Origin of the sequence: Bacillus sp. FSL M8-0166, from assembly GCF_038008825.1 — a bacterium.
GTDB lineage: Bacteria > Bacillota > Bacilli > Bacillales > Bacillaceae > Bacillus > Bacillus safensis.
The window spans coordinates 1,107,987-1,133,825 of sequence record NZ_JBBOZZ010000001.1 but is presented as its reverse complement, the minus strand read 5'-3'; the positions used below and the strand labels follow the sequence as shown (position 1 = coordinate 1,133,825).

Genomic DNA, 25,839 nt, shown 5'->3' with positions numbered 1-25,839 from the left:
TGGAGTGAAAACAGTGAAAATAATTGTCCAAAAATTTGGCGGTACATCTGTCAAAGATGATCAAGGTAGAAAAAGGGCACTTGCACATATCTTATCTGCAAAAGAGAAAGGCTATAAGTCGGTTGTCGTCGTTTCTGCAATGGGACGAAAAGGCGATCCTTATGCGACAGATACGCTGCTTGGTCTGCTTTACGGTAGCGCGCAGCATATGACAAATCGAGAAAAAGATTTGCTTGTTTCCTGCGGAGAGAATATCTCAGCTGTTGTGTTTTCAAGTATGCTGAATGAAAACGGGCTAAAGGCTGTAGCGATGACTGGAGCTCAGGCGGGCTTTGTGACAGATAAGGAGCATACAAGTGCGAAAATTATTGACATGAAGTGCGAACGTCTGGAGGCAGCACTGTCTGAACATGATGTTGTCGTTGTCGCTGGGTTCCAGGGAGCCGCGAAAAATGGAGACGTGACAACAATCGGACGAGGAGGCAGTGATACGTCCGCAGCTGCTTTAGGCGCTGCATTGCAGGCAGACTTTATTGATATTTTTACAGATGTAGAAGGCGTTATGACAGCAGATCCCCGCATTGTTGAAAATGCAAAACCGCTGAGAGTCGTAACATATACGGAAATTTGCAACCTCGCATATCAAGGGGCAAAAGTCATTCACCCGAGAGCTGTCGAAATTGCGATGCAGGCAAAAGTACCAATGAGAGTCCGTTCAACATACTCTGATGATGAGGGCACACTCGTTACATCACACTACTCAGATAAAATGAGCCATGATGTGTACGACCGACTCATTACGGGTATTGCACATGTCAATGATGTGACGCAAATCAAAGTCCCTGCAAAAGAAGGTCAGTACAGTGTACAAACAGAGGTCTTCAAAGCAATGGCAAACGCACAAATCAGTGTCGACTTCTTCAACATCACACCGAGTGAAATTGTGTATACAGTGACAGGTGCAATGACTGAAAAGGCAACGTCGATCCTAAAAGATCTTGGCTATACGCCAATTGTGACAACAAATTGTGCGAAAGTATCAGCTGTTGGCGCAGGCATTATGGGTGTACCAGGTGTCACATCTAAAATTGTATCGGCTCTATCCGAGCAAAACATTCCGATTTTACAATCGGCTGACAGTCATACGACCATTTGGGTGTTAGTGAACGAAGAAAACATGAGAGCGGCTGTCAATGCCCTGCATGAAGTGTTTGAACTTTCAAGATAAATGTGATTGAATCATGATGAGGTGAAAAAAATGAATTTCGGCAATATCGCAACAGCTATGATTACACCTTTTGATAAAAAGGGCAACATCGATTTCCAAAAGCTATCAATTCTCATTGATTACTTGTTAAAAAATGGCAGTGACTCTTTAGTCGTTGCAGGGACAACAGGCGAATCGCCAACTTTATCGAATGAAGAAAAAGTCGCTCTTTTTCAGCAATCGGTAAAATTAGCAAATGGTCGTTGTAAAATCATTGCAGGAACAGGCAGTAATAATACAAATGCGTCTATCAAACTAACGAAAAAAGCAGAAGAAGCGGGCGTTGATGCAGTGATGCTTGTCGTACCTTATTACAACAAGCCATCACAGGAAGGCATGTATGCACACTTTAAAGCAATTGCCGAGTCTACATCTCTTCCTGTCATGCTTTACAATGTACCAGGAAGAACGGCTGCGTCATTAGCACCAGAAACAACAATTAAGCTTGCACAAATACCAAACATTGTTGCCATCAAAGAAGCAAGCGGCGATCTTGATGCCATGACAAAAATCATTGCAGAGACGCCAGAAGATTTCGACGTCTATTCAGGGGACGACAGCTTAACACTTCCGGCTGTATCTGTTGGTGCAAAAGGAGTTGTCTCTGTTGCGTCTCATATCGTAGGACTGGATATGCAGCAAATGCTGAAAAGCTATGCTTCAGGCCAAACAGCCAATGCAGCATTGATCCATCAAAAGCTGCTTCCAATCATGAAACAGCTTTTCTCAGCGCCAAATCCAACGCCTGTCAAAACAGCCCTTCAGCTGAAAGGACTAGACGTCGGATCTGTTCGTCTTCCGCTTTTGCCTTTGTCAGAAGAAGAGAGACTGGATTTAAGCAGCGTTTTAAACAGCTGATCAAAACAAAAGATTTCGTAAGCGGTCATTCTCAGATGTCCCTGAGTATGACCGTTTTTTATACATAAACACTTTCTTAAAATGTGACTTCATCTTGTTTTCTAAAATTAGATTCAGTTATAATAGCATTAAGCGATGATGGACGGGCTTGAGACTAGGAGGATAAGAATTTTGAAAAAGAAAAATACAGAGAACGTAAGAATTATTGCACTCGGAGGCGTTGGAGAAATCGGGAAAAACCTATATGTCATTGAGATTGATTCGGACATATACGTCGTAGATGCAGGTTTAATGCATCCAGAAAACGAAATGCTAGGCATTGACGTCGTCATTCCTGATATCTCTTACTTAACAGAACGTGCTGATCGGGTGAAAGCAATTTTTCTTACCCACGGACATGATGAAGCAATCGGAGGCGTATTCCATTGCTTGAGCAAATTGTCTGTACCAGTCTACGGAACGAAGCTGACCCTTGCGTTACTTCGAGAAAAATTAAAGCAGTATGGCTTCAATCAAAAAGCTGATTTGCGTGAGGTACATGCGAAATCAGTCATTACTTTTGAAACAACAAAAGTATCATTCTTTAGAACGAACCACAGCATCCCTGATTCAGTTGGGATCAGCTTCAAAACCTCTCTTGGTTCAATCGTATGCACAGGTGATTTTAAATTTGATCAAACCCCAGCGCTTAACCAAGCCTGTGACATCGGAGAGATTGCGAAAATTGGAAACAACGGCGTTTTAGCACTACTTTCAGACAGTGCAAATGCTGAAAAACCAGGCTATACACCTTCTGAGGCGCTCGTCCAAGACGAAATCTCAAATGCGATGTACAATGCTGAAAATCGTGTGATTGTTGCTGTGTCTTCATCTAATATTAACCGCGTGCAGCAGATCATTAATGCAACAAATCAAAATGGCCGTAAGCTTGCCGTTGCAGGAAAGAATATGATGACAACCCTTCAGCTGGCGATCAAGCTTGGTTATGTTACAGCAGACGAAGAATTATTTGTACCCGTTCAAGAAGTGAAGAAAATGGCGAAAAACGATGTGGTCATCCTGACCGCTGGAAGCCACGGAGAGCCTCTTGCTGCTTTAACAAAAATGGCGAAGCAAAATCACAAACAGCTTCATATTGAAAAAGATGACACTGTTGTGATTGCATCTACACCTCTTCCTGGACAAGAACTCACATACTCTAAAACAGTGGATTTCCTTACAAGAAGCGGAGCACAAGTCATTTTTGCGCAAAAACGAGTGCATGTATCTGGACATGGCTGCCAAGAAGAGTTAAAGCTGATGCTGAACTTACTAAAACCGAAGTATTTAATTCCGGTGAATGGCGAATATCGTATGCAAAAAGCACATTCTCGTATTGCTGAAGAAGTAGGCATGAAACGCAGTGACATTTTCTTAATTGATAAAGGAGATGTTGTTGAGTTTAGAGGACAGAATGTCAAAATCGGTGAAAAAGTTCACCAAGGAAACATTTTGATCGATGGACTTGGCGTTGGTGATATCGGAAACATTGTGTTACGCGATAGACGCCTATTGTCTCAAGATGGCATCTTGATTGTTGTCATCACGCTTGATAAACAAAAGAAACAATTAATTTCTGGACCTGAAATCATCACAAGAGGATTTGTCTATGTAAGAGAATCCGAAGAGCTCATTGTGAAAGCAACAGAAATGGTCAAAGGGATTGTCAAAGAGCAAACGGAAAACTCAATTGTTGAATGGTCAACACTGAAACAATCCATGCGCGATGTACTAAATCAATTCCTATATGAAAAAACAAAACGTAAGCCGATGATCATTCCAATTATTATGGAAGTGTGATGATAAAGCCCAAGGAGCATAAGCTCTTTGGGCTTTTTTGATGTGGCGTGAGGAATGCGGATGGAATATGGCCTACTTGTTCATAATAGGAGAAGAGTTTGAGGAAAGGATGGAGACAAATGGACGAAAAGAATGAACAGCAGCCTGCGCGAAAGCCAGAAGAAAAAGATAGCATTATGAGCAAAATACAGCAGCTTGGTGAAACAGCCGTTCCGCAGCTGCCGCAAGATACAAATATCCATTGCCTCACCATTATTGGACAAATTGAAGGCCATATGCAGCTTCCACCGCAAAATAAAACAACCAAATACGAACATGTCATTCCACAAATCGTAGCAGTTGAACAAAACCCTAAAATAGAGGGCCTTTTGATCATCTTAAATACAGTAGGAGGAGATGTAGAAGCGGGACTTGCGATTGCAGAAATGCTTGCTTCTTTATCGAAGCCAACTGTCTCGATTGTGCTTGGCGGCGGCCACTCCATAGGTGTCCCGATTGCTGTATCGTGTGACTATTCGTATATTGCAGAAACAGCCACAATGACCATTCATCCTGTGCGGTTAACAGGTCTTGTGATTGGCGTTCCGCAAACCTTTGAATACTTAGATAAAATGCAGGAAAGAGTCATTAACTTTGTCACAAGCCACTCCAACATTACAGAAGAGAAGTTTAAAGAGCTCATGTTCTCAAAAGGCAATTTGACAAGGGATATCGGAACAAATGTCGTTGGTCATGAAGCAGCGGAATACGGACTCATGAATGAAGTGGGCGGCGTAGGACAAGCGATTAAAAAGTTGAACGAACTTATCGGAGACAGGGCATCTCAAAACGAGGGGCTGATCCAATGATTTTATATACGCCTATGCCATATGAAGCCATTTACGCTGAGGAACAGGGAGAACGTAAACTCCAGCAAGTAAACATTCAAGGTGTGCCAGTGATGGTTGAAATGAAAGAAGATGAAGCAGAAATCGTTCAAGTCATGAGTACCAACCCAATGGATTTTCTCAATCAAGAGCTTGCACCAGGCAAGCGATTGAAGTTACATTTAGGCACCAATCAAACCGACTCATATGAATGATTCTATGCTATAATAAAGGGAAAACTTACAACAAGATGCAGCCAAAACCAGGCTGCTTTCTTTCTGATCTTTCGGTAGGTTATATTTTCTTTCGTAGTAAGGTGATGAGTATGGCTAAAAAGAGAAAACGGAAAACGAGAAAAAAACAAAATAAACAGCTAAAACTGAAATATGAATTAAATGGGTTAGTCTGTATTGCCATAGCGATCATTGCCATTTTACAGCTGGGCGTTGTTGGACAAACCTTTGTACATCTATTCCGATTCTTTGCAGGTGAATGGTTCATTCTCTGCCTTATCGGATTATTTCTTTTTGGTGTGACGATTTTCTGGAAAAAACAAATCCCAGATATTTTGACAAGAAGAAAAGCAGGTCTCTACTGCATCATTGCGAGTATCTTGCTTTTGTCACATGTGAAGCTCTTTCAGCATCTTTCATCTGCTGGCGTCATTGGCTCTCAAAGTGTGATTAGAAATACATTTGAGCTCTTCTTGATGGATATGAAAGGTGAAACAGGATCGCCTGATTTAGGGGGCGGCATGATCGGAGCCGTCTTGTTTGCTGCTTCTTATTTCTTATTTGCGCAAGCAGGCTCGCAAATTATGGCGATTGTTCTGATGCTGATTGGAATAGTCCTGATTACAAACCGATCTCTGCAGGAAATGGTGAAAAAAGTGACGATTCCTGTATCACAATTTATGGTGAAGCAGTGGAAAGCGTTTGTTGAAGATATGAAAGGAATCAGGCAGGCGAAAAAGAGCGCGTCCTCTCAGAAAACACCAGGTGAAAAGAAAAAACGTTCACGCATTCAAGAAGAAGACGAGGATGATCTGATCTTGATCGAAGAAGAAACGCCGTCTTCTGATAATAGCCAGCCGATTATTTCAAGCTTTGCAGACAGAGATGACATTCTCACTCCGCCGGTTCAAAAAAAGCAGGCGGCAAAAGAGACAGATCCTCTTCAAGAGTCTGTACCAAGTGCACCAGTTCAATCAGAAACAGCCGATGAACCAAAAGAGGCGCCGCCGATGACGTTTACTGAACTAGAAAACAAAGATTACGAATTGCCGTCACTTGATATTTTGGCAGAGCCCCAGCATTCAGGTCAGCAAACAGATAAGAAAAATATATATGAAAATGCAAGAAAGCTTGAAAAAACATTTCAAAGCTTTGGGGTTAAAGCAAAAGTCACACAGGTTCATTTAGGTCCAGCTGTGACCAAATATGAAGTATATCCAGATGTCGGTGTGAAGGTCAGCAAAATCGTCAATCTAAGTGATGATTTAGCCCTCGCGCTCGCGGCAAAGGACATACGAATTGAGGCGCCGATTCCTGGTAAATCAGCCATCGGCATTGAAGTTCCGAATGCAGAAATTGCCATGGTTTCATTAAAAGAGGTATTAGAATCGAAGCAAAATGACCGTCCAAATGCCAAGCTCCTCATTGGACTAGGCCGCAATATCTCGGGTGAAGCCGTGCTTGCTGAAATGAACAAAATGCCGCATTTGCTTGTAGCAGGTTCGACTGGAAGCGGAAAAAGTGTGTGTATCAATGGTATAATCACAAGCATTCTCATGAGAGCAAAGCCCCATGAAGTGAAAATGATGATGATTGATCCGAAGATGGTTGAATTAAATGTGTATAATGGCATTCCGCATCTTTTGGCTCCTGTCGTAACAGATCCTAAGAAAGCCTCGCAGGCACTTAAAAAAGTAGTCAGCGAAATGGAACGCCGCTATGAATTGTTTTCTCATACGGGGACAAGGAATATTGAAGGGTACAATGATTACATTAAACGAATGAACCAAACAGAAGAAGCTAAACAGCCAGAACTACCTTATATTGTTGTCATTGTAGACGAGCTTGCAGATTTAATGATGGTCGCTTCCTCTGATGTGGAAGATTCTATTACAAGACTTTCTCAAATGGCTCGTGCTGCGGGAATTCATTTGATTATCGCGACACAAAGACCTTCTGTCGATGTCATTACAGGTGTCATTAAAGCCAACATCCCATCCCGCATTGCCTTTAGCGTATCCTCACAAACAGATTCAAGGACGATCCTTGATATGGGGGGCGCAGAAAAGCTGCTGGGCAGAGGGGACATGCTGTTTTTACCTGTTGGTGCAAACAAGCCGGTTCGTGTGCAAGGTGCCTTTTTATCAGATGAAGAAGTGGAACATGTTGTTGATCATGTGATCACACAGCAAAAAGCACAATACCAAGAGGAAATGATTCCAAGCGAAGAAACGCAGGATCAGCTTGCAGCTGTGGAAGATGATCTATATGATGAAGCAGTTGAATTGATCATCGGTATGCAGACGGCTTCTGTTTCTATGCTGCAAAGAAGATTCCGCATCGGTTATACCCGGGCAGCTCGTCTTATTGACGCAATGGAAGAGCGAGGCGTAGTAGGCCCATATGAAGGAAGTAAACCGAGAGAGGTTCTCCTCTCAAAAGAACAATATGACGAGCTCTCTTCATAAGTGGAAGAGAGCTTTCCTGAAAATATAGTAAACGATAGTATGATTATGTTAACTGGATGTCAGACTATTTATTTATTTGCAAAAACATGATATAGTTATGTTCAACTTATCTCGGAATAGAGATTTCTCATCTTATCATTTGCATTGATTAGACGGAGGGAAAACATGTCGACCAAAACAGACAATCGCCATTTATATTTGAAAGTGATTGACCGTATTAAAGAAGATATTCAAACAGGTGTATATGCCGAAAAAGAAAAGCTGCCTTCTGAGTTTGAGCTCTCAAAGCTTTTAGGTGTGAGCAGAGCGACACTGCGTGAAGCCCTTCGTATATTAGAAGAAGAGAAGTATTTAATTAGAAGGCATGGTGTGGGAACTTTCGTCAATTCAAGACCACTTTTTTCGACCGGCATAGAACAGCTGACAAGTGTTACGAAAATGATTGAGCAGGTCAATATGACGCCTGGTACCATCTTTTTATCCTCGCAAGAAGGGGAGCCAACAGAGAATGATGTCATTCGTTTTCAGTGTGATGAATCTGATGGGATTTTTTCAATGGAACGCGTTCGAACGGCAGATGGACAGCCAGTTGTTTATTGTTTAGATAAAATTCCGGTCAAACATCTTCCCGCTTCTTTTACACATGAAGAAGAGTCTCTTTTTGAGCTGTTTGGAAGAGAACCGCACAGCGGGATTAAATATGCAGTTGCTGACATCGAACCAATTGGCTACCACGATCAGGTCTCACCAATTCTAGAGTGTGACCCTGAAACGGCGTTATTATTACTAAAACAAATGCACTATGATCAGGATGATCAGCCGGTCTTATACTCGCTCAATTATTTTCGAGCGGATAAATTCAGCTTTCATGTCATACGCAAACGATTTTAATAAGCAGTCGCTTCCATATGCGGCTGCTTTTTGTTTGCCCATACATAAAACTCGTCAAACTTGCCACACTAATCCGTAACAGTATATAGAATTGGGTGAATGATGTTGGGCGAGAAAACTGTCAGTAAAAAGAATATCATTGCATTATCATCAGTGCCTCTAATCATGACACTAGGGAACTCGATGTTAATACCAGTATTGCCAGAGATAGAAAAGAAACTCTCGATCACTTCCTTTCAAGTCTCTCTCATTATTACGGTATATTCGGTTGTAGCAATCTTATGTATTCCAATTGCTGGTTACTTATCAGACCGGATTGGGCGAAAAAAGGTACTGCTGCCGTGTCTTTTAATCGCCGGACTTGGAGGGGCTGTGGCAGCAGTCGCCTCAACGATCATGAAAGAACCGTATATGTGGATTCTATTTGGCAGGGTCCTTCAAGGTGTTGGTTCAGCTGGAGCGGCACCTGTCGTTATGCCATTCATAGGAGATTTGTTTCATGATGATGAAGAGGTAAGTGCAGGACTTGGCGCCATTGAAACCTCTAACACAGCGGGAAAGGTACTAAGCCCAATTATTGGGGCACTTCTTGCTTCATGGTTTTGGTTTGTGCCGTTTTGGTTCATTCCGTTCTTTTCAATCATCAGCTTTCTCATGGTGCTGTTCATGGTAGAGTCGGCAAAAAAAGAGGAGGACCCGCCTACATTTAAAGAATTTTTAAAATCAACAAAGACCATTTTTAAGCATGAGGGACGCTGGCTTTATGCCATTTTTGCTATTGGCGGTTTTATTATGTTTCTTCTTTTTGGTGTGCTTTTTTACTTATCCGATAACCTAGAGGCGGCTTATCAAATTAAGGGTGTCAAAAAAGGGCTCCTGCTAAGTATTCCGCTCCTTTTTTTATCAATCAGTTCCTACATTGCTGGAAAAACGATTGGAAAAGAAAAAGGAAAAATGAGAATCTTTTTAATCGCAGGTATGGCTTTGTTATCACTTTCTTATATTTTTTTATGGTGGAATCACAGCTTTTACGTATTGTTTATCTGTTTAAGTATTGGCGGTGTTGGCATCGGTATTGTGCTGCCTGTACTTGATGCGCTGATTACAGAAGGTATTGAAAAAGAGCAGTGCGGTACCATTACGTCATTTTATAGCAGTATGCGTTTTATCGGTGTTGCTTTAGGTCCTCCGATTTTTGCTTATCTTATGGATAAAGGGGACTCCATTGTTTTCATTCTCTCGACCATTTGCAGTCTCATTTCACTATTTTTGGTCCTCTTTTTCATCCAGCCAGATGAAGAGGATGAAAGTGAACAATTGAAAACGGTTTAAATATAGAAAAAAGATGGTATTTTGCCATCTTTTTTCTTTTTTATAAATTGACATGTAAAATTTTGATAGTTAAACTAATGTATAGTAATATTTTTAAATTATCCCAAATTGGAGGTGTTCATAAACATTCATTTTCTGTCTTTCTTTAGGCAGAAATTGAGCTCGCGTGCTGATAATGGAGATGTGTTTCTTCAACACGTAAGGACAATTAAATAGGTCATCCTACCATTTGAAGGAGACGCAGTCAGCACTTCAGACACGCTCAAATACAGCAAATTGATTGATGAACTAGAAGGAGCTTGAAGCAGCTATGTTGCAAATAATTAAAGCAAGATGGATTGTATTAGTGGTGTGGATGATAACAGCTGTGATTCTGTTTATTACTGCGCCCGATTTAGAGGAATTAACAAGAGAAAAAGGGCAATTAAAGGTTCCGGAGGGGACACCAACAGCTGAGGCACTTCACCTATTGGATAAGCTGTCAGATAAGAACGGGAAAAAAGATACAGGTGTGCTTGTGTTCTCCGAACAACATCTGTTCCCTGCGAAAGAGCAGGAATTAAAAAAAGCTTTAGCTGCACTCATGACACATGCCCCAGAACTCCACATTGACGGAATTACTTCATATTTTCATGTAGATCCGGACATTCAAAAACAACTTTTATCAAAGGATAAAAGTACACTTCTTGTTCCATTCAAATTCGACCACTACGAAACAAAAGCTGTGAAGATTAAAGAACAAATTGAGGAAGTTTTAAAGCCCTATCATGTCTCATATGAAATAACGGGTCAAAAATTTGTGGATTCAGATGTCATTAAAAGCTCTCAACAAGGTCTGAAGAAAACTGAACTTATTACAATGATTTTTATTTTCTTTATTTTAATAATTGTTTTCAGATCGATATTGGCACCTGTTGTTCCGCTCATTACGATAGGCATTTCTTACGCTGTCAGCCGGTGTATTGTGGCTTTTCTCGTAGAATATACGCAATTTCCTCTATCTAATTTTACTCAGATTTTTATGGTAGCCATTATGTTCGGTATTGGAACGGATTATTGCATCTTGCTGTTAAGCCGTTTTAAAGAGGAGATCGGTCAAGGCCGTGATGTCAAAGAGTCGATTATCGTCACGTATCAATGTGCAGGGAAAACGGTATTTTTCAGCGGCTTAGCCGTGTTAGTCGGCTTCTCAAGTATTGGATTTGCTAAATTCCAATTATATCAATCAGCCGTTAGTGTTGCCGTTGGAGTGGGTATTCTGCTGATTGCCCTTGTCACCATCGTTCCCTTTTTTATGTCTGTTTTCGGAAAATCTCTATTCTGGCCATCTAGAAGAGAAAACATTCGGCACCCGCAAAGTAAAATGTGGGAATGGGCTGGGCGTTTTTCATTTAAAAGGCCGCTGATCAGCTTAGGTTTAGTCGCACTTATTACGGTGCCTCCTATTTTGATGTACGACGGCACCCTTTCTTATAACAGTTTAAATGAAATTGGGAATAAGTATGAGTCAGTGTCTGCATTTAATACGATATCAGAGCAATTTGGCTTTGGTGAAGCGCTGCCGCTGAATGTGCTTGTCGAAAATGATCATAAGCTAGATAATCAAGAAAAGATTGTCATGATTGAAAAACTGACTCGTAAATTAAATGACATTGACGAAGTCAAAACAGTCCGCAGTGTCACGCGTCCTGTTGGAGACGGGCTGAGCCAGCTTTATGTTACCTCTCAAGCGAAAGAGCTGGGAGGAGAACTTGGCAAAGGTCATGAAGGAATCGGGAAAATTTCAGATGGCTTGACCGAAACAAATCTCGCCCTTCTCAAACAAAAACCAAAAATTGAAGAATCCGCTCAAGGCATTGACCACCTGATTGACGGAACAAAAGCAATCAAAAGCGGTATCGGAGAAGTCAGGGAATCCCTTATCTCTTTAGAAGATGGGGTGAGGCGCAGTAAGGAAGGCGTCGGCACCATTCGAAGTAAAATCAAAAAAGCGAAAAAAGAATTAGAACAAGAATATCGCAGCAGTGAAACGATGATTCAAGAGCTTGAGCGAGTGGTGAATACACTGGAACGCCATGCGAAATCGAATCAGCAGCTGATGACAACCATTAAGAAAGTAAAGAAATCTTATGAAAACCTATCATTTGAAGCACTAGAAAATCGTCTTCCAGAAGTAAAAGACATGGATGAATATAAAGAAATCAAGAAAGTATTCAAAGAAACAAAAGAAATGCTTGATCAAGCAGGGGATCAAATGAGTGTATATGAAGAAGAAGCCTCTCACTTTAAGCAAAAGATCAAGCAGGCAGATCAAGTGATTCAAACCTTATCAAGAAAGCAAAAAGAAGTAAAACGCCAAGTGCAATCACTCATGGATGGGCTTGATCAAATTTATGACGGTCTTGACCAAACAAATGAGGGCCAAAAACAATTGATTAAAGAAATGCCTAAAATTGAAGATGGTGCGGATCAGCTGACAGACGGTCAAAAATCCATCAAAAAAGGATTTAGCCAGCTTTCATCAAAACTCACATTATTAACAGATGGATTAGATGAAAGTATTGAAGGGCTTGAGCAGGTCAAAAGCGGCTTCACCGAGGCTGACGGCTACTTAAAGCAGCTTCAGCAAGCGCCTGATGAAGAAGTAACGGGCTGGTTTATTCCAGAAGAAGTGCTGAAACGCCAAGAATTTAAGCAAATCTTTCATACGTATATGTCTCCAGATCGTAAATTAACGACTTTTGAAGTCATCTTAAATGTGAATCCATACAGCAATGAAGCGATGGAAGGTGTCGCAAAAATTGAGGAAACGCTTGATCAATATTTACCTGTAAGTGGACTCAAAAATGCCAAATACGGTGTATCTGGCATCTCAAGCTTAAATGTGGATTTAAAAGAAACGTCTGACGGTGACTTTATTCGAACAGTCATCTTCATGTTAATTGGTATTTTTATCATTTTAATTATTTTATTACGGTCAATCGTCATGCCGATATACTTAACACTTTCATTGATTTTAACGTATTTTACATCGATCGGGTTAACAGAATGGATCTTTAAAACATTTTTTGGCTACGATGGTGTCAGCTGGGCTGTCCCATTTTTCAGCTTTGTCATTCTTGTGACGCTCGGGATCGATTATTCCATCTTCCTCATGGATCGTTTTAATGAATGGAAGGGAGAGCATGTACAAGCATCCATGATATCAGCGATGAGAAATATGGGTTCTGTCATTATTTCTGCAGTGGCTATTTTAGCGGGTACGTTCGCCGCTATGCTGCCATCGGGAGTATTATCACTTGTTGAAATTGCAACGGTCGTACTCATTGGACTTTTATTATATGCTTTTGTTGTATTACCGCTCTTTATTCCGGTCATGGTTCGTATTTTCGGAAAATGGAATTGGTGGCCGTTTAGAATGAAATAACGACTGGCGTCTCTGCTATGAGCAGAGGCGTTTTTATTTCCTATCCTTTCCTCTGATTGATATAATGTCTATTAAATGGCTGTTTCATGTATATATCAGCTATGTTCTAATACATAATAAATAGGATGAACAAAGGAGGTTTCTCATGACGTACTTACAAGAGAAGACACTGGACACACCTGGTCTTCATACTCATATTGTCAAAACAGAAAAATTTAAAACCGTGACAATCCTTTTTAAAATGCTTGCACCGCTATCCAAAGATGACGTTACCATGCGTTCTCTTTTCCCGCATGTGCTGTTAAGAGGAACAGAAAAAATGCCGAAAACAGGAGCATTGCGTGCCTATTTTGATGAGCTCTATGGAGCAACCATTTCTGCCGACATGGCAAAAAAAGGTGAGAATCACATCATTACCTTCCGCCTAGAAATGGCGAATGAAAAATATTTAAAGGATCAAACCCCTTTACTAGAAAAAGGGATTGCCTTACTATCTGACCTATTATTCCACCCGTATGTTGAAGATGGGGTGTTTAGTCAATTATATGTGGATCAAGAAAAACGCACTTTAAAACAGCGAATTCAGGCAGTTTATGATGACAAAATGCGTTATTCGAATTTAAGACTCGTGCAGGAAATGTGTAAAGGTGAACCATATGCATTGCATGTCAATGGTGAAATGGAAGACATCGACGCCATCACAGCTCACTCGCTCTTTGAAGCTTATGAGCATGCGCTTCAATCAAACCAGCTTGATCTTTATGTTGTCGGAGATGTTGACGAACAAGACATCAGCCGAATGGTCTCCCAATACTTTAAAACAAGTGAAAGAGAACCAGTCAAACAGCAGGCTGATTCAACAAGACCTCAAAATGAACCAAAAGAAGTCATTGATGAAGAGGACGTGAAACAAGGCAAGCTGAATATCGGCTTTCGCACACATACAACAATTGCAGATAAAGATTATCCGGCGCTGCATTTGTTTAATGGTATATTCGGCGGTTTCTCGCATTCTAAGCTATTCATCAATGTTCGTGAAAAAGCAAGTCTTGCGTACTACGCTGTGTCTAGACTTGAGAGCTTTAAAGGCTTGATGATGGTCATGTCTGGGATTGAAGTCGGCAACTACCAGCAGGCAGTAGACATCATCAAAGAACAATTTGAAGCGATGCAAAAAGGTGATTTTTCAGATGAAGCAATTGATCAAACAAAAGCAGTCGTCAAAAACCAGCTGCTTGAAACGATCGATACGTCTTATGGAACAGCAGAATATTTGTATCAGCATGCCGTTGTGCCAACTGGGGAAACCCTTGATTCCTTTTTAGAAGCATTAGACCGGGTGACAAAAGAGGACATCATCAAAGTGGGTCAGAAAATTGAATGGGATACGACCTATTTTCTTAAAGGAACGGAGGGTGCTTCATGACAGTGAAAACAATTCAATTCGATCAGCTGCAAGAAACGGTCTATCACGAAAAAATGGAAAGCGGACTTGACGTCTATGTGCTGCCAAAGCAAGGGTTTAACAAAACCTATGCGACCTTTACAACAAAATATGGCTCTGTCGATAACGAATTTGTGCCGCTTGGCAAAGAAGACATGATTCGAGTGCCTGACGGTATTGCGCATTTCTTAGAGCATAAGCTGTTTGAAAAAGAAGATGGAGACGTGTTTCATACTTTTAGTAAACAAGGAGCATCCGCAAACGCTTTTACAACGTTTACGAGAACGGCTTATTTATTCTCAAGCACCTCAAATGTCGAACAAAACCTTGAGACACTCATTGATTTTGTTCAAGAGCCTTATTTTACTGAAAAAACAGTCGAAAAAGAAAAGGGCATCATTGGCCAAGAGATTAACATGTATGATGACAATCCGGACTGGCGTTTATTCTTTGGTCTGATTGAAAATTTATATCAAGAGCATCCTGTGAGAATTGATATTGCTGGAACAGTAGAGAGCATTGCCCCTATTACAAAAGATCATTTGTATGAATGCTATGAAACGTTCTATCACCCGAGCAATATGCTTCTATTCGTTGTCGGTCCGGTTGATCCGAAGCAAATTTTAGATCAAGTCAGAGCGAATCAGGCGAAAAAGCCATTTACAGACCAGCCAGAGATCAAACGAAAAGACATCAATGAGCCTGAAGGTGTGTACCGGAAAGAATACGAACTTCCAATGAACGTACAAGGCTCTAAATGTATGTTCGGTTTGAAAACAAAGAATCCGCATAAAAAAGGAAATCAGCTGCTAAAGCATGAGCTTGGGATGAATCTCATTTTAGAGACGCTGTTTGGCAAAAGCTCCTTACAATATGAACAGATGTATGAAAAGGGCTTAATTGATGAAACATTCAGCTACGATTATACCGAAGAAGGCGGCTTTGGCTTCACTTCAGTTGGCGGGGATACAAATGATCCTGATCAACTCGCAAAAGTATTAAAAGAAACCCTTCTTCAAGCAAAAAGCCTCATGACAGAAGAGAAAATTGAGCTTGCACGCAAGAAAAAAATCGGCAGCTTTTTAAAAGCCATGAATTCTCCAGAATACATTGCGAACCAATTTACTCGATATGCATTCTTAGATATGAGCTTATTTGATGTTGTCACAGTGCTGGAACAAATTCAATTAACTGATATTCAGCAAATTTTAGATGAAGAAATTGATGAAGAACGGATGTCCGTTTTCAAAGTCGTCCCAAAAACAAAATAAATACAAAAAGACAAACTCATTTCAGCAGAGTTTGTCTTTTTTATGTTCAATTGAAAAAGCCGCTTTAATTACAGGATAATCATTGACAATTGTTTTGGTCATTAGTTAAACTCTTTAATAGTTAAACACTTAAACTAAAAAGGAGCAGCGTATGGAACAAAATAAAATTGCCCAGCTCATCCAGAGATATGCAGATGTCTATCTCATGATGGAAAAAAAAGTATCGAGTATGATCACGGAAAAGCTGGATAAAGAGCTGACACTTGATCAATATTACTCGCTTCGATACATCAATCTACATCCAGGGTGTACATCAACGGACCTGGCTAATGTATGTAATGTAAATAAAAGTGCTGTAACATCGATGACCAACCGTCTTTTTACGAAAAACTATATTTTTCGTGAACATGATCAAGCTGACAGAAGGAATGTTCACCTGTACGTCACGCCAGAGGGCAAAGATGTGGTCAGCCGAATGGAAAAGCAGCTTCAAGACCTGGTTCGATCTTATTTTGAAAAGCTTGAAGAAAAGGAAATGGAATCATTTATTCAAACATATGAAAAGATCTATCAAGTGATCATCGAAGAGGAGGCACAAAGTACTAATGAGAGCAATCATAAAGGGTAGATGGCTGATCACGATCCTGTGGGTCGTATTAGCGGCAGTGTTACTCATCACCGCTCCTAATATGGCGCAATTAACAAAAGAAAAAGGGCAAATTTCTGTACCAGACGGCTATCCGTCTTCATATGCCAATCAGTTATTAAAGAAAATGTCTGAAAACGGCGATACAGAAAAATCAATCGTCATTGTCTTTCAAGAAAAGAACATTGTGAAAGAAAGAGAAACATCTTTAAAAAAGGCAATGGACATTTTAGAAAAGGATCAAGATCTCCACATAGAGGACATCACTTCTTACTTTGAAGCCAATAAAGATATCAAAAAACAAATGCTCTCAAAAGATCAAACGACGCTCCTTGTTCCAGTTACATATGACTCAAACAAAATCAAAGCGTCCGACTTTAAAGAAAGAGTCAATGAAAAGCTGAAAAGCTTAAACCTGAAATTTGAAATGACAGGACAGCCGTTAATTGATGATGATGTCATCACAAGTTCGCAGGAAGGCCTGAAGAAAACAGAGTTCATTACGATTGGGTTTATTCTCGTCGTCCTTGTTCTTGTCTTTAGATCAGCTGTGGCGCCTTTCGTTCCGTTAGTCGCAGTGGCACTGTCTTACTTGGTGAGTCAATCGATCGTGGCTTATTTAGTGAAATATTTAGACTTCCCGCTCTCGACCTTTACTCAGATCTTTATGGTCGCGATCATGTTTGGAATTGGAACGGACTACTGCATACTGCTTCTCAGCCGCTTTAAAGAAGAGATCGCACACGGTAAAGATAAAATTGAAGCGATTCTGATTACGTATAAAACAGCAGGAAAGACCGTCTTATTCAGCGGAATTGCGGTTCTGATCGGTTTTACATGTATTGGTCTCGCACAATTCCAGCTTTATAAATCAGCTGTTGCAGTAGCAGTTGGGGTTGCTGTGCTCATTGTAGCTCTTCTCACGATTGTGCCGTTCTTTATGGCGGTTTTAGGAAAAGTGTTATTTTGGCCGATTAAAGGCGATATTGCCCATCCGCAGTCAAAAATGTGGGAAACAGCAGGCCGTTTTTCATTTAAGAAACCGCTTTTCAGCTTATTGATCGTAGGAATCATTACGCTTCCGCCCATTCTGATGTATAAAGGAACTCTTTCTTATAACAGCTTAGATGAAATCGGTAATAAATACGAATCGGTCAACGCATTCAATACCATTTCTGACAAGTTTGGACCCGGTGAAGCACTCCCGGCAACAGTGGTCGTGAAATCATCTGACCTTTTAGACAACAATGAAGGGCTGATTGCCGTCGAAAAACTCAGCCGTGCAATTGAACAAACAGATGGCGTCAGTAAAGTCAGAAGTGCCACCCGTCCTGTTGGTAAAGGGCTGAGTGATCTGTACGTGAAATCACAAGCCAAAGAACTGAACACAGGGCTTGATAAAAGCAATGAAGGCTTGAAAAAAATCCAAGATGCACTAACGACAATGAGTCAATCCATTGAAGATCAAACGCCGCAAATCAAATCCTCTGGAAAAGGCATTAATCAATTGATTTCTGGTACTGAATCTGTGCAAACAGGGATTCAAAATGTTGAAAAATCCTTAAGAAAATTGCAAAACGGCATCGACCAAAACAAAAAAGGTGTAGCAGCCATTAAAGAAGAAATCAAAGGTGCGAAAAAGGAATTAACGGCTCAAGTCGCACAAGTGAATCAGCAAGTTTCGCTGTATAAAAGTATTTCCAAAGAATTAAAGGCGGCATTAGCGCAAGTGGATACGTCATCCTCTGCCGCAGCAGATGTAAAAGCGTTAATAAAACAAGCAAATACACAATTTAGTACCCTTGAAAAGCAAATCCCGCAAGTAAAAGAAAATCAATCGTATCAAGCCATCAAAGCTTCGTACAATGAACTTTCTGCGGCCTTGCAAGAAGGAGCCAAACAGGCAGACAGCTATGCCAAACAAGCGAAAGAAGCTAGAAAGCAGCTTGAAGCAGCTGATGCCTTTATTGCAAAAGCTTCAGAGCAGCAAAAAGTCTTAACGAATCAAATTGATGAGCTCATTGCTGGTTTAGACGCAGTTGAAACTGGACTGGATCAAACGTCTAAAGGTCAAGGCCAATTAGCTGATAATATGCCAAAGCTTGCAAATGGAGCGGGCGACATCATTAATGGCCAAAAGCAAATGAAAGAAAAGATTGGCGGGTTTGGGGATAACCTGACCAAGCTGACAGACGGCCTGAACAAAAGTGTAAAAGGACTGGAGAAAATTTCGAGCGGCTTAATGGGTGCAGGTGACTACTTAGATGAACTGAAAAATGCACCAGATCAAGATATGGCCGGCTGGTTTATTCCAAAAGACGTCTTAAAAAATAAAGCATTTAAGCAAGTATTTGATTCGTACATGTCAGATGATCGCAAGATGACAAAAATTGATGTCGTTTTAGAAAAAAATCCATATGGAAATGAAGCCCTGTCGACGATAAAACAAGTGGAAGCTTCTGTCGAGCGGGCACTTCCTGAAACAAACCTAAAAGATGCATCATTTGGCGTCTCAGGTGTATCAAGTATGAATGCTGATCTAAAACAGCTGTCAGACCAAGATTTCAATAAGACAGTGCTTTACATGATGATTGGTATTTTCCTTATATTGGTGATTCTATTCCGTTCGCTTGTCATGCCGCTTTACTTGGTAGGTTCACTCATATTGACTTACTTTGCCGCAATCGGTATAACGGAATTTATTTTCACCCATTTCTTCGGATATCCTGGCATTAACTGGGCTGTACCATTCTTTGGATTTGTCATATTAATGGCGCTCGGAGTCGATTATTCTATTTTCTTAATGGAGCGGTTCAATGAATACAAAACAAAAGACATCCAGTTTGCCATGACCGAATCAATGAAAAATATGGGGTCTGTCATTATGTCTGCTGCTGTTATTTTGGCAGGAACATTTGCCGCAATGCTTCCATCAGGTGTGCTGTCTCTCCTGCAGATTGCAACACTTGTCCTCACAGGACTTTTATTGTACGCACTCGTTGTGCTACCATTGTTCGTACCTGTGATGGTGAAATTGTTCGGATCAGCCAACTGGTTCCCATTTAAACGAAAAGAATAGGTATTCTATATAGAAAGAAGGAATCAATGTGACGAGTCGTTGGGCGCTGATTACGGGTGCCAGTGGCGGGATTGGGCAGGCAGCAGCCAAAAAGCTTGCCCAAGAAGGCTGCAACCTAATGCTCCATTATCATAAAAATGAACAGGCAGCTGTGCGCCTCGCCGCTCATTTGGATGAGGCATATCACATTCAGACGCATGTCATTCAAGCAGATTTAGCTAAAACGGGCGGAGCAGATGAGCTTGTCAGCCGTCTGCCGCTCTGTCCAGATATTCTTGTTTTAAATAGCGGCATGAGCCATGTCGGATTGGTGACAGACACAGAAAAAGACGTATTAGCCAGTATGGTGCAGCTTCATGTCACAAGTCCATATGAGCTTACCCAATCCCTTTTACCTGCCATGATTCAAAAGAAAGCAGGCCATATCATTGCAGTCAGCTCGATATGGGGAGAAACGGGAGCATCGTGTGAAGTGCTGTACAGCATGGTCAAAGGAGCGCAAAATGCGTTTATTAAAGGATTAGCAAAAGAGCTTGCTCCAAGTGGAATTAGAGCAAATGCTGTGTCGCCAGGTGCTGTCAAAACAGACATGATGAATAGTTTTACGAAAGAAGACATCGCAATGCTGGAAGAAGAAATCCCGCTTGGCAGGCTTGCATCGCCTGAGGAAGTTGCAGATGTCATTTGGTTTCTCGCCTCAAAACAGTCAAGTTATATCACCGGTCAAATTTTATCTGTTAATGGCGGCTGGTACTGTTAAAAAACGTGTATAATTCTTCTCTCCATGACAAAAGCTATGGCTGTAATTCATCTTTTCGAATGGAGGAATCGACATGTCTGTACTTGAGAACTGGGACCATTGGAAAAACTTTTTAGGTGATCGCTTAAATCATGCGCAGGATAAAGGTTTAGAAGGTGAGACCATCAATAACCTTGCGTATGAAATTGGCGGATATCTAGCTAACGAAGTTGAGGCAAAGAACGAGCAGGAAAGAGTACTTGCTGACCTTTGGAGCGTTGCATCAGAAGATGAGCAGCGTGCCATTGCAAATATGATGGTCAAGCTAGTTGAAAATAATAGCTCGCACTAAACAAAAAGAGGGGTCGTTTGTGCCTCTCTTTTTATTTTAACCGTTTCACAACATTGTGCTTTCTAAAAATGTGAAAATGCTTTATGATAAAGGAAGGTAAAAATTTGCCACAATGAAGGGGGTAATATCATTTGGCAAAGCTCGAATGGTATTTTGAATATGAGATACAGGTAAACCGTCCCGGACTTTTAGGAGACATTTCTTCTCTAATGGGGATGCTTTCAATTAATATTGTGACAATCAATGGTGTTGATGTATCAAGACGCGGAATGCTTTTGCGCTGTGACCACACAGATCAAATTAAGCGCCTTGAATCAATTTTAAATACAATGGAAACGATAAAAGTAACGAAATTAAGACAGCCAAAGCTTCGTGACCGCTTAGCTGTTCGTCATGGAAGATACATACAGCGTGATGCGGATGATAAAAAGACGTTCCGTTTTGAAAGAGACGAGCTCGGTCTTCTTGTTGATTTTATGGCTGAACTCTTTAAAAAAGAAGGACATAAATTGATTGGGATTCGCGGAATGCCGCGTGTCGGAAAAACAGAATCAATTGTGGCTTCAAGTGTTTGTGCGAGCAAGAGATGGCTGTTTGTATCGTCTACTCTTTTGAAACAGACGATCCGAAGCCAGCTGATCGCAGATGAATACAGCCCAGATAACGTCTTTATTATTGATGGGATTGTGTCGACAAGAAGAGGTTCTGAGAAGCACTTGCAGCTTTTACGGGAAATTATGAGACTGCCGGCAACGAAGGTGGTTGAGCATCCAGACATCTTTATTCAAAATTCAGAATATACAATGGATGATTTCGACTATATCATTGAATTGCGTAATAGCGCAGACGAAGAGATTACATATGAACACGCTGAAGAACCACAAGTGTTTGATCATTCTGGTTTTTCTGGCTTCGATTTTTAATATGGTAATGGTAGGTGTTTGTTTTGACTGAATTGGGAAAACGGCTCGTGGAGGCCAGAGAGGAAAAAGGGATGTCGCTGGAGGATCTTCAGACAGTTACCAAGATCCAGAAGCGCTATTTGCTAGCAATCGAACAAGGAAACTATGATATTATTCCAGGTAAATTTTACGTCAGAGCGTTTATTAAGCAATATGCCGAAGCCGTTGGACTGAATCCTGAACAATTGTTCGAAGAATTTCGTAAAGATGTTCCAAGCACGTATAACGATGAAGTATCTGATAAATTATCGAATATTAAGCCGCAAAGAGAGCTGCCAAAGCCCGCCTCAAAAGTGCTTGAACTATTGCCGACAATTTTAATTATTGGAGGCATCCTTGTGGTCATCGCCATCATTTATGTGATCGTGCAGGCGGTCAATCATGATAGCGGACAGAAGAATAATCAGGCGGCCCCTCAGCAATCAGAATCAAAATATGAAGTATCTGAGGATTCATCTCTTGCAAAAGATCAAAAGAAAAAAGAAAAAGCTTCGTCAGATGATAAAGAAAAATCATCTAAAAAAGATGATTCATCAAAAGACGATGAAACTGTATCTTTAAAGGCGACGAATACAGAAGGCTCGACAACAACGTATGAAGTATCAGGTGCAGACGAAATGGAGTTAACCATTTCTGCCTCGCAAGCTTCATGGCTGCGCGTAAGAGACGAATCTGGAAAAGTGCTGAAGATGGGTGAACTAAAAGATGGCGAATCGTTTAAAACAGACCTGTCTGATCTTTCTCAGGTCGATATCCGTCTAGGCAATGCGTCTGGAATTGATATCAAGGTAAATGACGAGACACTTAAGTACGAATTAGACCCTAAGAACACCATGACACAAAACATTGTGATTGTGAATAAAGGAAAGGAAAAGTCATCTTAAGCAAGTAGATGACTTTTCTTTTGTTCCTACTATTATATATACATAAAAAAATTGCATTATTGGAGGATTGGATTTCATGTTTAACTTACCGAATAAAATAACTCTTTCTAGGATCGCCTTGATCCCTGTTTTTATGATCATTATGCTTGCACCGTTAGATTGGGGTGTTGCGCGCTTTGGCGACGTCAGCATCGAAGTGACGCACCTTGTTGGAGCGATCCTGTTTATTGTCGCTTCAACAACTGACTGGATTGATGGATACTACGCACGTAAGCTTAATTTGGTGACAAACTTTGGTAAATTTTTAGATCCGCTTGCAGATAAATTGCTTGTTTCAGCTGCTTTAATTATACTTGTTCAATACGACCTCACACCGGCATGGATGGCGATTGTGATCATTAGCCGTGAATTTGCTGTAACAGGTCTAAGGCTTGTTTTAGCCGGGGGCGGTGAAGTGGTGGCGGCGAATATGCTTGGAAAAGTGAAGACATGGGCGCAAATCATTGCGATTTCAGCACTTTTACTGCATAACCTGCCGTTTGAACTTGTATCATTCCCGTTTGGTGATCTAGCGATGTGGGTAGCGGTGTTCTTCACTGTTGTCTCAGGCTGGGATTACTTTGCTAAAAACTGGGAAGCTTTAAAGAATTCTAACTAAAAAGGACGTGTACGCTTTGAAGTCAGAGAGAAAAGCAGAAATTATTGCAGTCGGTTCCGAACTATTGCTAGGGCAAATTACGAATACGAATGCACAATTCATCAGCAAACAACTAGCTGAAATTGGTGTGAATGTTTATTACCATACAGCAGTTGGTGACAATCCAGAGCGTTTAAAACAGGCCATTCAGGTGGCGCAGGAAAGATCTAATTTTATTATCTTCTCAGGTGGTCTTGGACCAACCAAAGATGACTTAACAAAAGAAACGATTGCGAGCACGCTTGGTAAAGAGCTTGTACTAAATGAAGAAGCATTTGAATCGATTCAAGACTACTTTCGAAAGACCGGCCGCGATATGTCACCGAACAACCGTAAGCAGGCACTCGTTCTAGAAGGATCTGATGTGCTCGTGAACCGTTTCGGGATGGCCCCGGGTATGTTTATTCAAGAAGACAATACGTTTTATATGCTTCTTCCTGGACCGCCAAGTGAACTTCACCCGATGTTTGAAAACGAGGCAAAGCCGCTGATTTCTGAGAAACTTGGCTTAAAGGAAAAAATCGTGTCTGTTGTCCTGCGCTTCTTCGGAATCGGTGAATCGCAGCTTGAAACAGACCTAGAAGATTTAATTGATGCTCAAACGAACCCGACGATTGCACCACTCGCATCTGACGGTGAAGTGACGCTAAGGCTAACTGCTAAGCATGAGGATGAAAAAGAAACAGAGCGTCTGTTAAAAGAAACAGAAGCGCAAATTTTAGCGCGGGTAGGTGAGTACTTCTACGGATATGGGGATACATCACTTGTCCGCGAAGCGTCCAAAGCCTTGCACGAACACGGAAAAACAGTAGCAGCAGCAGAAAGCCTGACTGGCGGAATGTTCTCCGAATGGCTGACAGATCTCGAAGGAGCATCATCCATTTTGAACGGAAGTGTGGTTTGTTATACAAACCAAGTCAAACAGCAGGTACTTGGCTGCCGGGAGGAAACAATTTCTTCCCATGGCGCTGTCAGCAAAGAGTGTGCTTTAGAGCTTGCTGAAGGGGTTAGAAAGCTGACCGGAAGTGATATTGGCATTAGCTTTACGGGTGTAGCAGGCCCTGATACCCAAGAGGGTCATCCTGTTGGAAAAGTGTTCATTGGACTATCGACAAAAGACCAGACGGACGTGTTTGAATGGATGTTTACAGGCAGCCGGACGGGCATTCGAAAGCGCGCTGTGAAATATGGTCTGCATCACTTACTCAACTTATTAAAAGAGAGTTAATTTTGTTTTTTGTTAGGTTTACTCCTTTATAAAAGAGCGTTTTTTCTATTAGAAACCACTCTTTTCTTAAAAAATCTGCCGAGAAAAAAATCGAATATGTGTTCGTTTTTTTCTTGGCAAATGACGTAAAACAAGGTATAGTATAGATAGTGGAATTGATAAAGGAGGAAACAATAGAATGAGTGATCGTCAAGCAGCCTTAGATATGGCTCTTAAACAAATAGAAAAACAGTTTGGTAAAGGCTCTATTATGAAACTAGGAGAGCAAACAGATACACGTATTTCAACAGTACCTAGTGGTTCGTTAGCACTTGATACTGCGCTTGGAATAGGCGGATATCCCCGCGGCCGTATTATCGAAGTATATGGTCCAGAGAGTTCTGGTAAAACGACAGTAGCCCTTCATGCCATTGCTGAAGTTCAGCAGCAGGGAGGACAAGCTGCATTTATTGATGCAGAGCATGCACTCGATCCAGTTTACGCTCAAAAACTAGGTGTCAACATTGATGAACTGTTACTTTCTCAGCCGGATACAGGAGAGCAAGCACTTGAAATTGCAGAAGCTCTTGTCCGCAGCGGGGCAGTTGATATTGTTGTTATTGACTCTGTAGCTGCTCTTGTACCAAAAGCAGAGATTGAAGGAGACATGGGTGATTCACACGTTGGTCTTCAAGCACGTTTGATGTCCCAAGCGCTTCGTAAACTATCAGGTGCCATCAACAAATCAAAAACAATTGCCATCTTTATCAACCAAATTCGTGAAAAAGTTGGGGTCATGTTCGGTAACCCTGAAACAACGCCTGGTGGACGTGCGCTGAAGTTCTATTCGTCTGTTCGTTTAGAAGTGCGCCGTGCTGAACAGCTGAAACAAGGCAATGATATTATGGGGAATAAAACGAGAATTAAAGTGGTAAAAAACAAAGTAGCACCGCCATTCCGTATTGCGGAAGTAGACATTATGTACGGTGAAGGGATCTCAAAAGAGGGAGAAATCATCGACCTTGGAAGCGAACTAGATATCGTACAAAAGAGCGGTGCTTGGTATTCTTACCAAGAGGAACGTCTTGGACAAGGCCGTGAAAACGCGAAACAGTTCCTAAAAGAAAATAAAGATATCATGCTGATGATCCAGGAGCAAATTCGCGAACATTACGGCTTGGATAATAACGGAGTAGCGCAGCAGGAAGCTGAAGAGGCGCTAGAACAATTAGAATTAGAATAAAAATTAAATCAGTATGAAATGATAAAAAAGGCTGAGTGAAAAAACTCAGCCTTTTTTATTTTGCAAAAAACTTTCGCCAACTTTTTCAGTACTTCATCCGTCTAAAGTTATACAAAATGGCATTTATTTTGGGA

At 41.1% G+C, this 25,839-nt stretch carries 20 protein-coding genes; all 20 read left to right on the top strand.

The features are described from left to right. The first annotated feature begins 13 nt into the window (after positions 1 to 13). The 20 genes from dapG (at position 14) to recA (ending at position 25,705) form a co-directional block, all read left to right on the top strand. Positions 14 to 1,228 (top strand): aspartate kinase, encoded by a 1,215-nt coding sequence (gene dapG, locus NSS92_RS06115; RefSeq protein ID WP_034662253.1) that lies wholly within the window; start codon positions 14 to 16, stop codon positions 1,226 to 1,228. Positions 1,229 to 1,258: 30 nt separating this feature from the next. Further along, on the top strand, positions 1,259 to 2,125 hold the full coding sequence (gene dapA / locus NSS92_RS06110) for a 4-hydroxy-tetrahydrodipicolinate synthase (RefSeq protein ID WP_024427012.1): 867 nt from the start codon (positions 1,259 to 1,261) through the stop codon (positions 2,123 to 2,125). A 171-nt stretch (positions 2,126 to 2,296) separates the two neighbouring features. Continuing rightward, positions 2,297 to 3,964 (top strand): ribonuclease J2, encoded by a 1,668-nt coding sequence (gene rnjB, locus NSS92_RS06105; protein WP_012010007.1) that lies wholly within the window; start codon positions 2,297 to 2,299, stop codon positions 3,962 to 3,964. A gap of 119 nt (positions 3,965 to 4,083) precedes the next feature. Then, a complete protein-coding gene (locus tag NSS92_RS06100; protein WP_340867143.1) occupies positions 4,084 to 4,812 on the top strand; it encodes a ClpP family protease in 729 nt (242 codons plus the stop codon). Further along, positions 4,809 to 5,045 (top strand): YlzJ-like family protein, encoded by a 237-nt coding sequence (locus tag NSS92_RS06095; RefSeq protein WP_008344712.1) that lies wholly within the window; start codon positions 4,809 to 4,811, stop codon positions 5,043 to 5,045. The genes NSS92_RS06100 and NSS92_RS06095 overlap by 4 nt, the downstream gene beginning before the upstream one ends. A 110-nt stretch (positions 5,046 to 5,155) precedes the next feature. Next, positions 5,156 to 7,531, top strand: a complete 2,376-nt coding sequence (locus NSS92_RS06090; protein ID WP_267586309.1) for an FtsK/SpoIIIE family DNA translocase — start codon at positions 5,156 to 5,158, stop codon at positions 7,529 to 7,531. A gap of 165 nt (positions 7,532 to 7,696) precedes the next feature. Then, positions 7,697 to 8,422: a GntR family transcriptional regulator gene (locus NSS92_RS06085; RefSeq protein ID WP_024427014.1), complete on the top strand. Its 726-nt coding sequence runs from the start codon at positions 7,697 to 7,699 to the stop codon at positions 8,420 to 8,422. Positions 8,423 to 8,524: 102 nt separating this feature from the next. After that, on the top strand, positions 8,525 to 9,754 hold the full coding sequence (locus NSS92_RS06080; protein WP_267586479.1) for an MFS transporter: 1,230 nt from the start codon (positions 8,525 to 8,527) through the stop codon (positions 9,752 to 9,754). A gap of 310 nt (positions 9,755 to 10,064) precedes the next feature. Next, positions 10,065 to 13,181 (top strand): MMPL family transporter, encoded by a 3,117-nt coding sequence (locus tag NSS92_RS06075; RefSeq protein ID WP_267586310.1) that lies wholly within the window; start codon positions 10,065 to 10,067, stop codon positions 13,179 to 13,181. 145 nt (positions 13,182 to 13,326) lie between these two features. Continuing rightward, positions 13,327 to 14,607, top strand: a complete 1,281-nt coding sequence (yfmF, locus tag NSS92_RS06070; protein WP_340867142.1) for an EF-P 5-aminopentanol modification-associated protein YfmF — start codon at positions 13,327 to 13,329, stop codon at positions 14,605 to 14,607. After that, the gene (yfmH, locus tag NSS92_RS06065; RefSeq protein ID WP_267586312.1) at positions 14,604 to 15,896 is read left to right on the top strand and encodes an EF-P 5-aminopentanol modification-associated protein YfmH; all 1,293 of its coding nucleotides are present in this window, start codon (positions 14,604 to 14,606) and stop codon (positions 15,894 to 15,896) included. The genes yfmF and yfmH overlap by 4 nt, the downstream gene beginning before the upstream one ends. Before the next feature lie 151 nt (positions 15,897 to 16,047). Next, positions 16,048 to 16,524: a MarR family winged helix-turn-helix transcriptional regulator gene (locus NSS92_RS06060; protein WP_044330511.1), complete on the top strand. Its 477-nt coding sequence runs from the start codon at positions 16,048 to 16,050 to the stop codon at positions 16,522 to 16,524. Next, entirely contained in the window at positions 16,502 to 19,621 is a 3,120-nt protein-coding gene (locus tag NSS92_RS06055; RefSeq protein ID WP_340867141.1) for an MMPL family transporter, read from the top strand. The genes NSS92_RS06060 and NSS92_RS06055 overlap by 23 nt, the downstream gene beginning before the upstream one ends. 28 nt (positions 19,622 to 19,649) lie before the next feature. Beyond that, a complete protein-coding gene (gene ymfI, locus NSS92_RS06050) occupies positions 19,650 to 20,381 on the top strand; it encodes an elongation factor P 5-aminopentanone reductase (protein WP_267586314.1) in 732 nt (243 codons plus the stop codon). 73 nt (positions 20,382 to 20,454) lie between these two features. Continuing rightward, positions 20,455 to 20,712 (top strand): DUF3243 domain-containing protein, encoded by a 258-nt coding sequence (locus NSS92_RS06045; protein WP_041109118.1) that lies wholly within the window; start codon positions 20,455 to 20,457, stop codon positions 20,710 to 20,712. Positions 20,713 to 20,843: 131 nt separating this feature from the next. Then, positions 20,844 to 21,635: a DUF3388 domain-containing protein gene (locus NSS92_RS06040; protein ID WP_003211480.1), complete on the top strand. Its 792-nt coding sequence runs from the start codon at positions 20,844 to 20,846 to the stop codon at positions 21,633 to 21,635. Between the two features lie 23 nt (positions 21,636 to 21,658). Then, a complete protein-coding gene (locus NSS92_RS06035; RefSeq protein WP_340867140.1) occupies positions 21,659 to 22,558 on the top strand; it encodes a helix-turn-helix domain-containing protein in 900 nt (299 codons plus the stop codon). Positions 22,559 to 22,634: 76 nt separating this feature from the next. Beyond that, complete coding sequence (gene pgsA / locus NSS92_RS06030) at positions 22,635 to 23,216, top strand: CDP-diacylglycerol--glycerol-3-phosphate 3-phosphatidyltransferase (RefSeq protein WP_046311022.1); 582 nt, start codon at positions 22,635 to 22,637, stop codon at positions 23,214 to 23,216. 16 nt (positions 23,217 to 23,232) lie between these two features. Next, positions 23,233 to 24,483 (top strand): competence/damage-inducible protein A, encoded by a 1,251-nt coding sequence (locus NSS92_RS06025; RefSeq protein WP_340867138.1) that lies wholly within the window; start codon positions 23,233 to 23,235, stop codon positions 24,481 to 24,483. A 178-nt stretch (positions 24,484 to 24,661) separates the two neighbouring features. Next, positions 24,662 to 25,705 (top strand): recombinase RecA, encoded by a 1,044-nt coding sequence (recA, locus tag NSS92_RS06020; protein WP_267586317.1) that lies wholly within the window; start codon positions 24,662 to 24,664, stop codon positions 25,703 to 25,705. Positions 25,706 to 25,839 lie beyond the last annotated feature (134 nt).

Excerpts from the sequence above, each read along its gene's own strand:
- dapA (WP_024427012.1), top strand. The coding sequence starts at position 1,259 with ATGAATTTCGGCAATATCGCAACAGCTATGATTACACCTTTTGATAAA.
- NSS92_RS06100 (WP_340867143.1), top strand. The coding sequence starts at position 4,084 with ATGGACGAAAAGAATGAACAGCAGCCTGCGCGAAAGCCAGAAGAAAAA.
- NSS92_RS06095 (WP_008344712.1), top strand. The coding sequence starts at position 4,809 with ATGATTTTATATACGCCTATGCCATATGAAGCCATTTACGCTGAGGAA.
- NSS92_RS06090 (WP_267586309.1), top strand. The coding sequence starts at position 5,156 with ATGGCTAAAAAGAGAAAACGGAAAACGAGAAAAAAACAAAATAAACAG.
- NSS92_RS06085 (WP_024427014.1), top strand. The coding sequence starts at position 7,697 with ATGTCGACCAAAACAGACAATCGCCATTTATATTTGAAAGTGATTGAC.
- NSS92_RS06080 (WP_267586479.1), top strand. The coding sequence starts at position 8,525 with ATGTTGGGCGAGAAAACTGTCAGTAAAAAGAATATCATTGCATTATCA.
- NSS92_RS06075 (WP_267586310.1), top strand. The coding sequence starts at position 10,065 with ATGTTGCAAATAATTAAAGCAAGATGGATTGTATTAGTGGTGTGGATG.
- yfmF (WP_340867142.1), top strand. The coding sequence starts at position 13,327 with ATGACGTACTTACAAGAGAAGACACTGGACACACCTGGTCTTCATACT.
- yfmH (WP_267586312.1), top strand. The coding sequence starts at position 14,604 with ATGACAGTGAAAACAATTCAATTCGATCAGCTGCAAGAAACGGTCTAT.
- NSS92_RS06060 (WP_044330511.1), top strand. The coding sequence starts at position 16,048 with ATGGAACAAAATAAAATTGCCCAGCTCATCCAGAGATATGCAGATGTC.
- NSS92_RS06055 (WP_340867141.1), top strand. The coding sequence starts at position 16,502 with ATGAGAGCAATCATAAAGGGTAGATGGCTGATCACGATCCTGTGGGTC.
- NSS92_RS06045 (WP_041109118.1), top strand. The coding sequence starts at position 20,455 with ATGTCTGTACTTGAGAACTGGGACCATTGGAAAAACTTTTTAGGTGAT.
- pgsA (WP_046311022.1), top strand. The coding sequence starts at position 22,635 with ATGTTTAACTTACCGAATAAAATAACTCTTTCTAGGATCGCCTTGATC.
- recA (WP_267586317.1), top strand. The coding sequence starts at position 24,662 with ATGAGTGATCGTCAAGCAGCCTTAGATATGGCTCTTAAACAAATAGAA.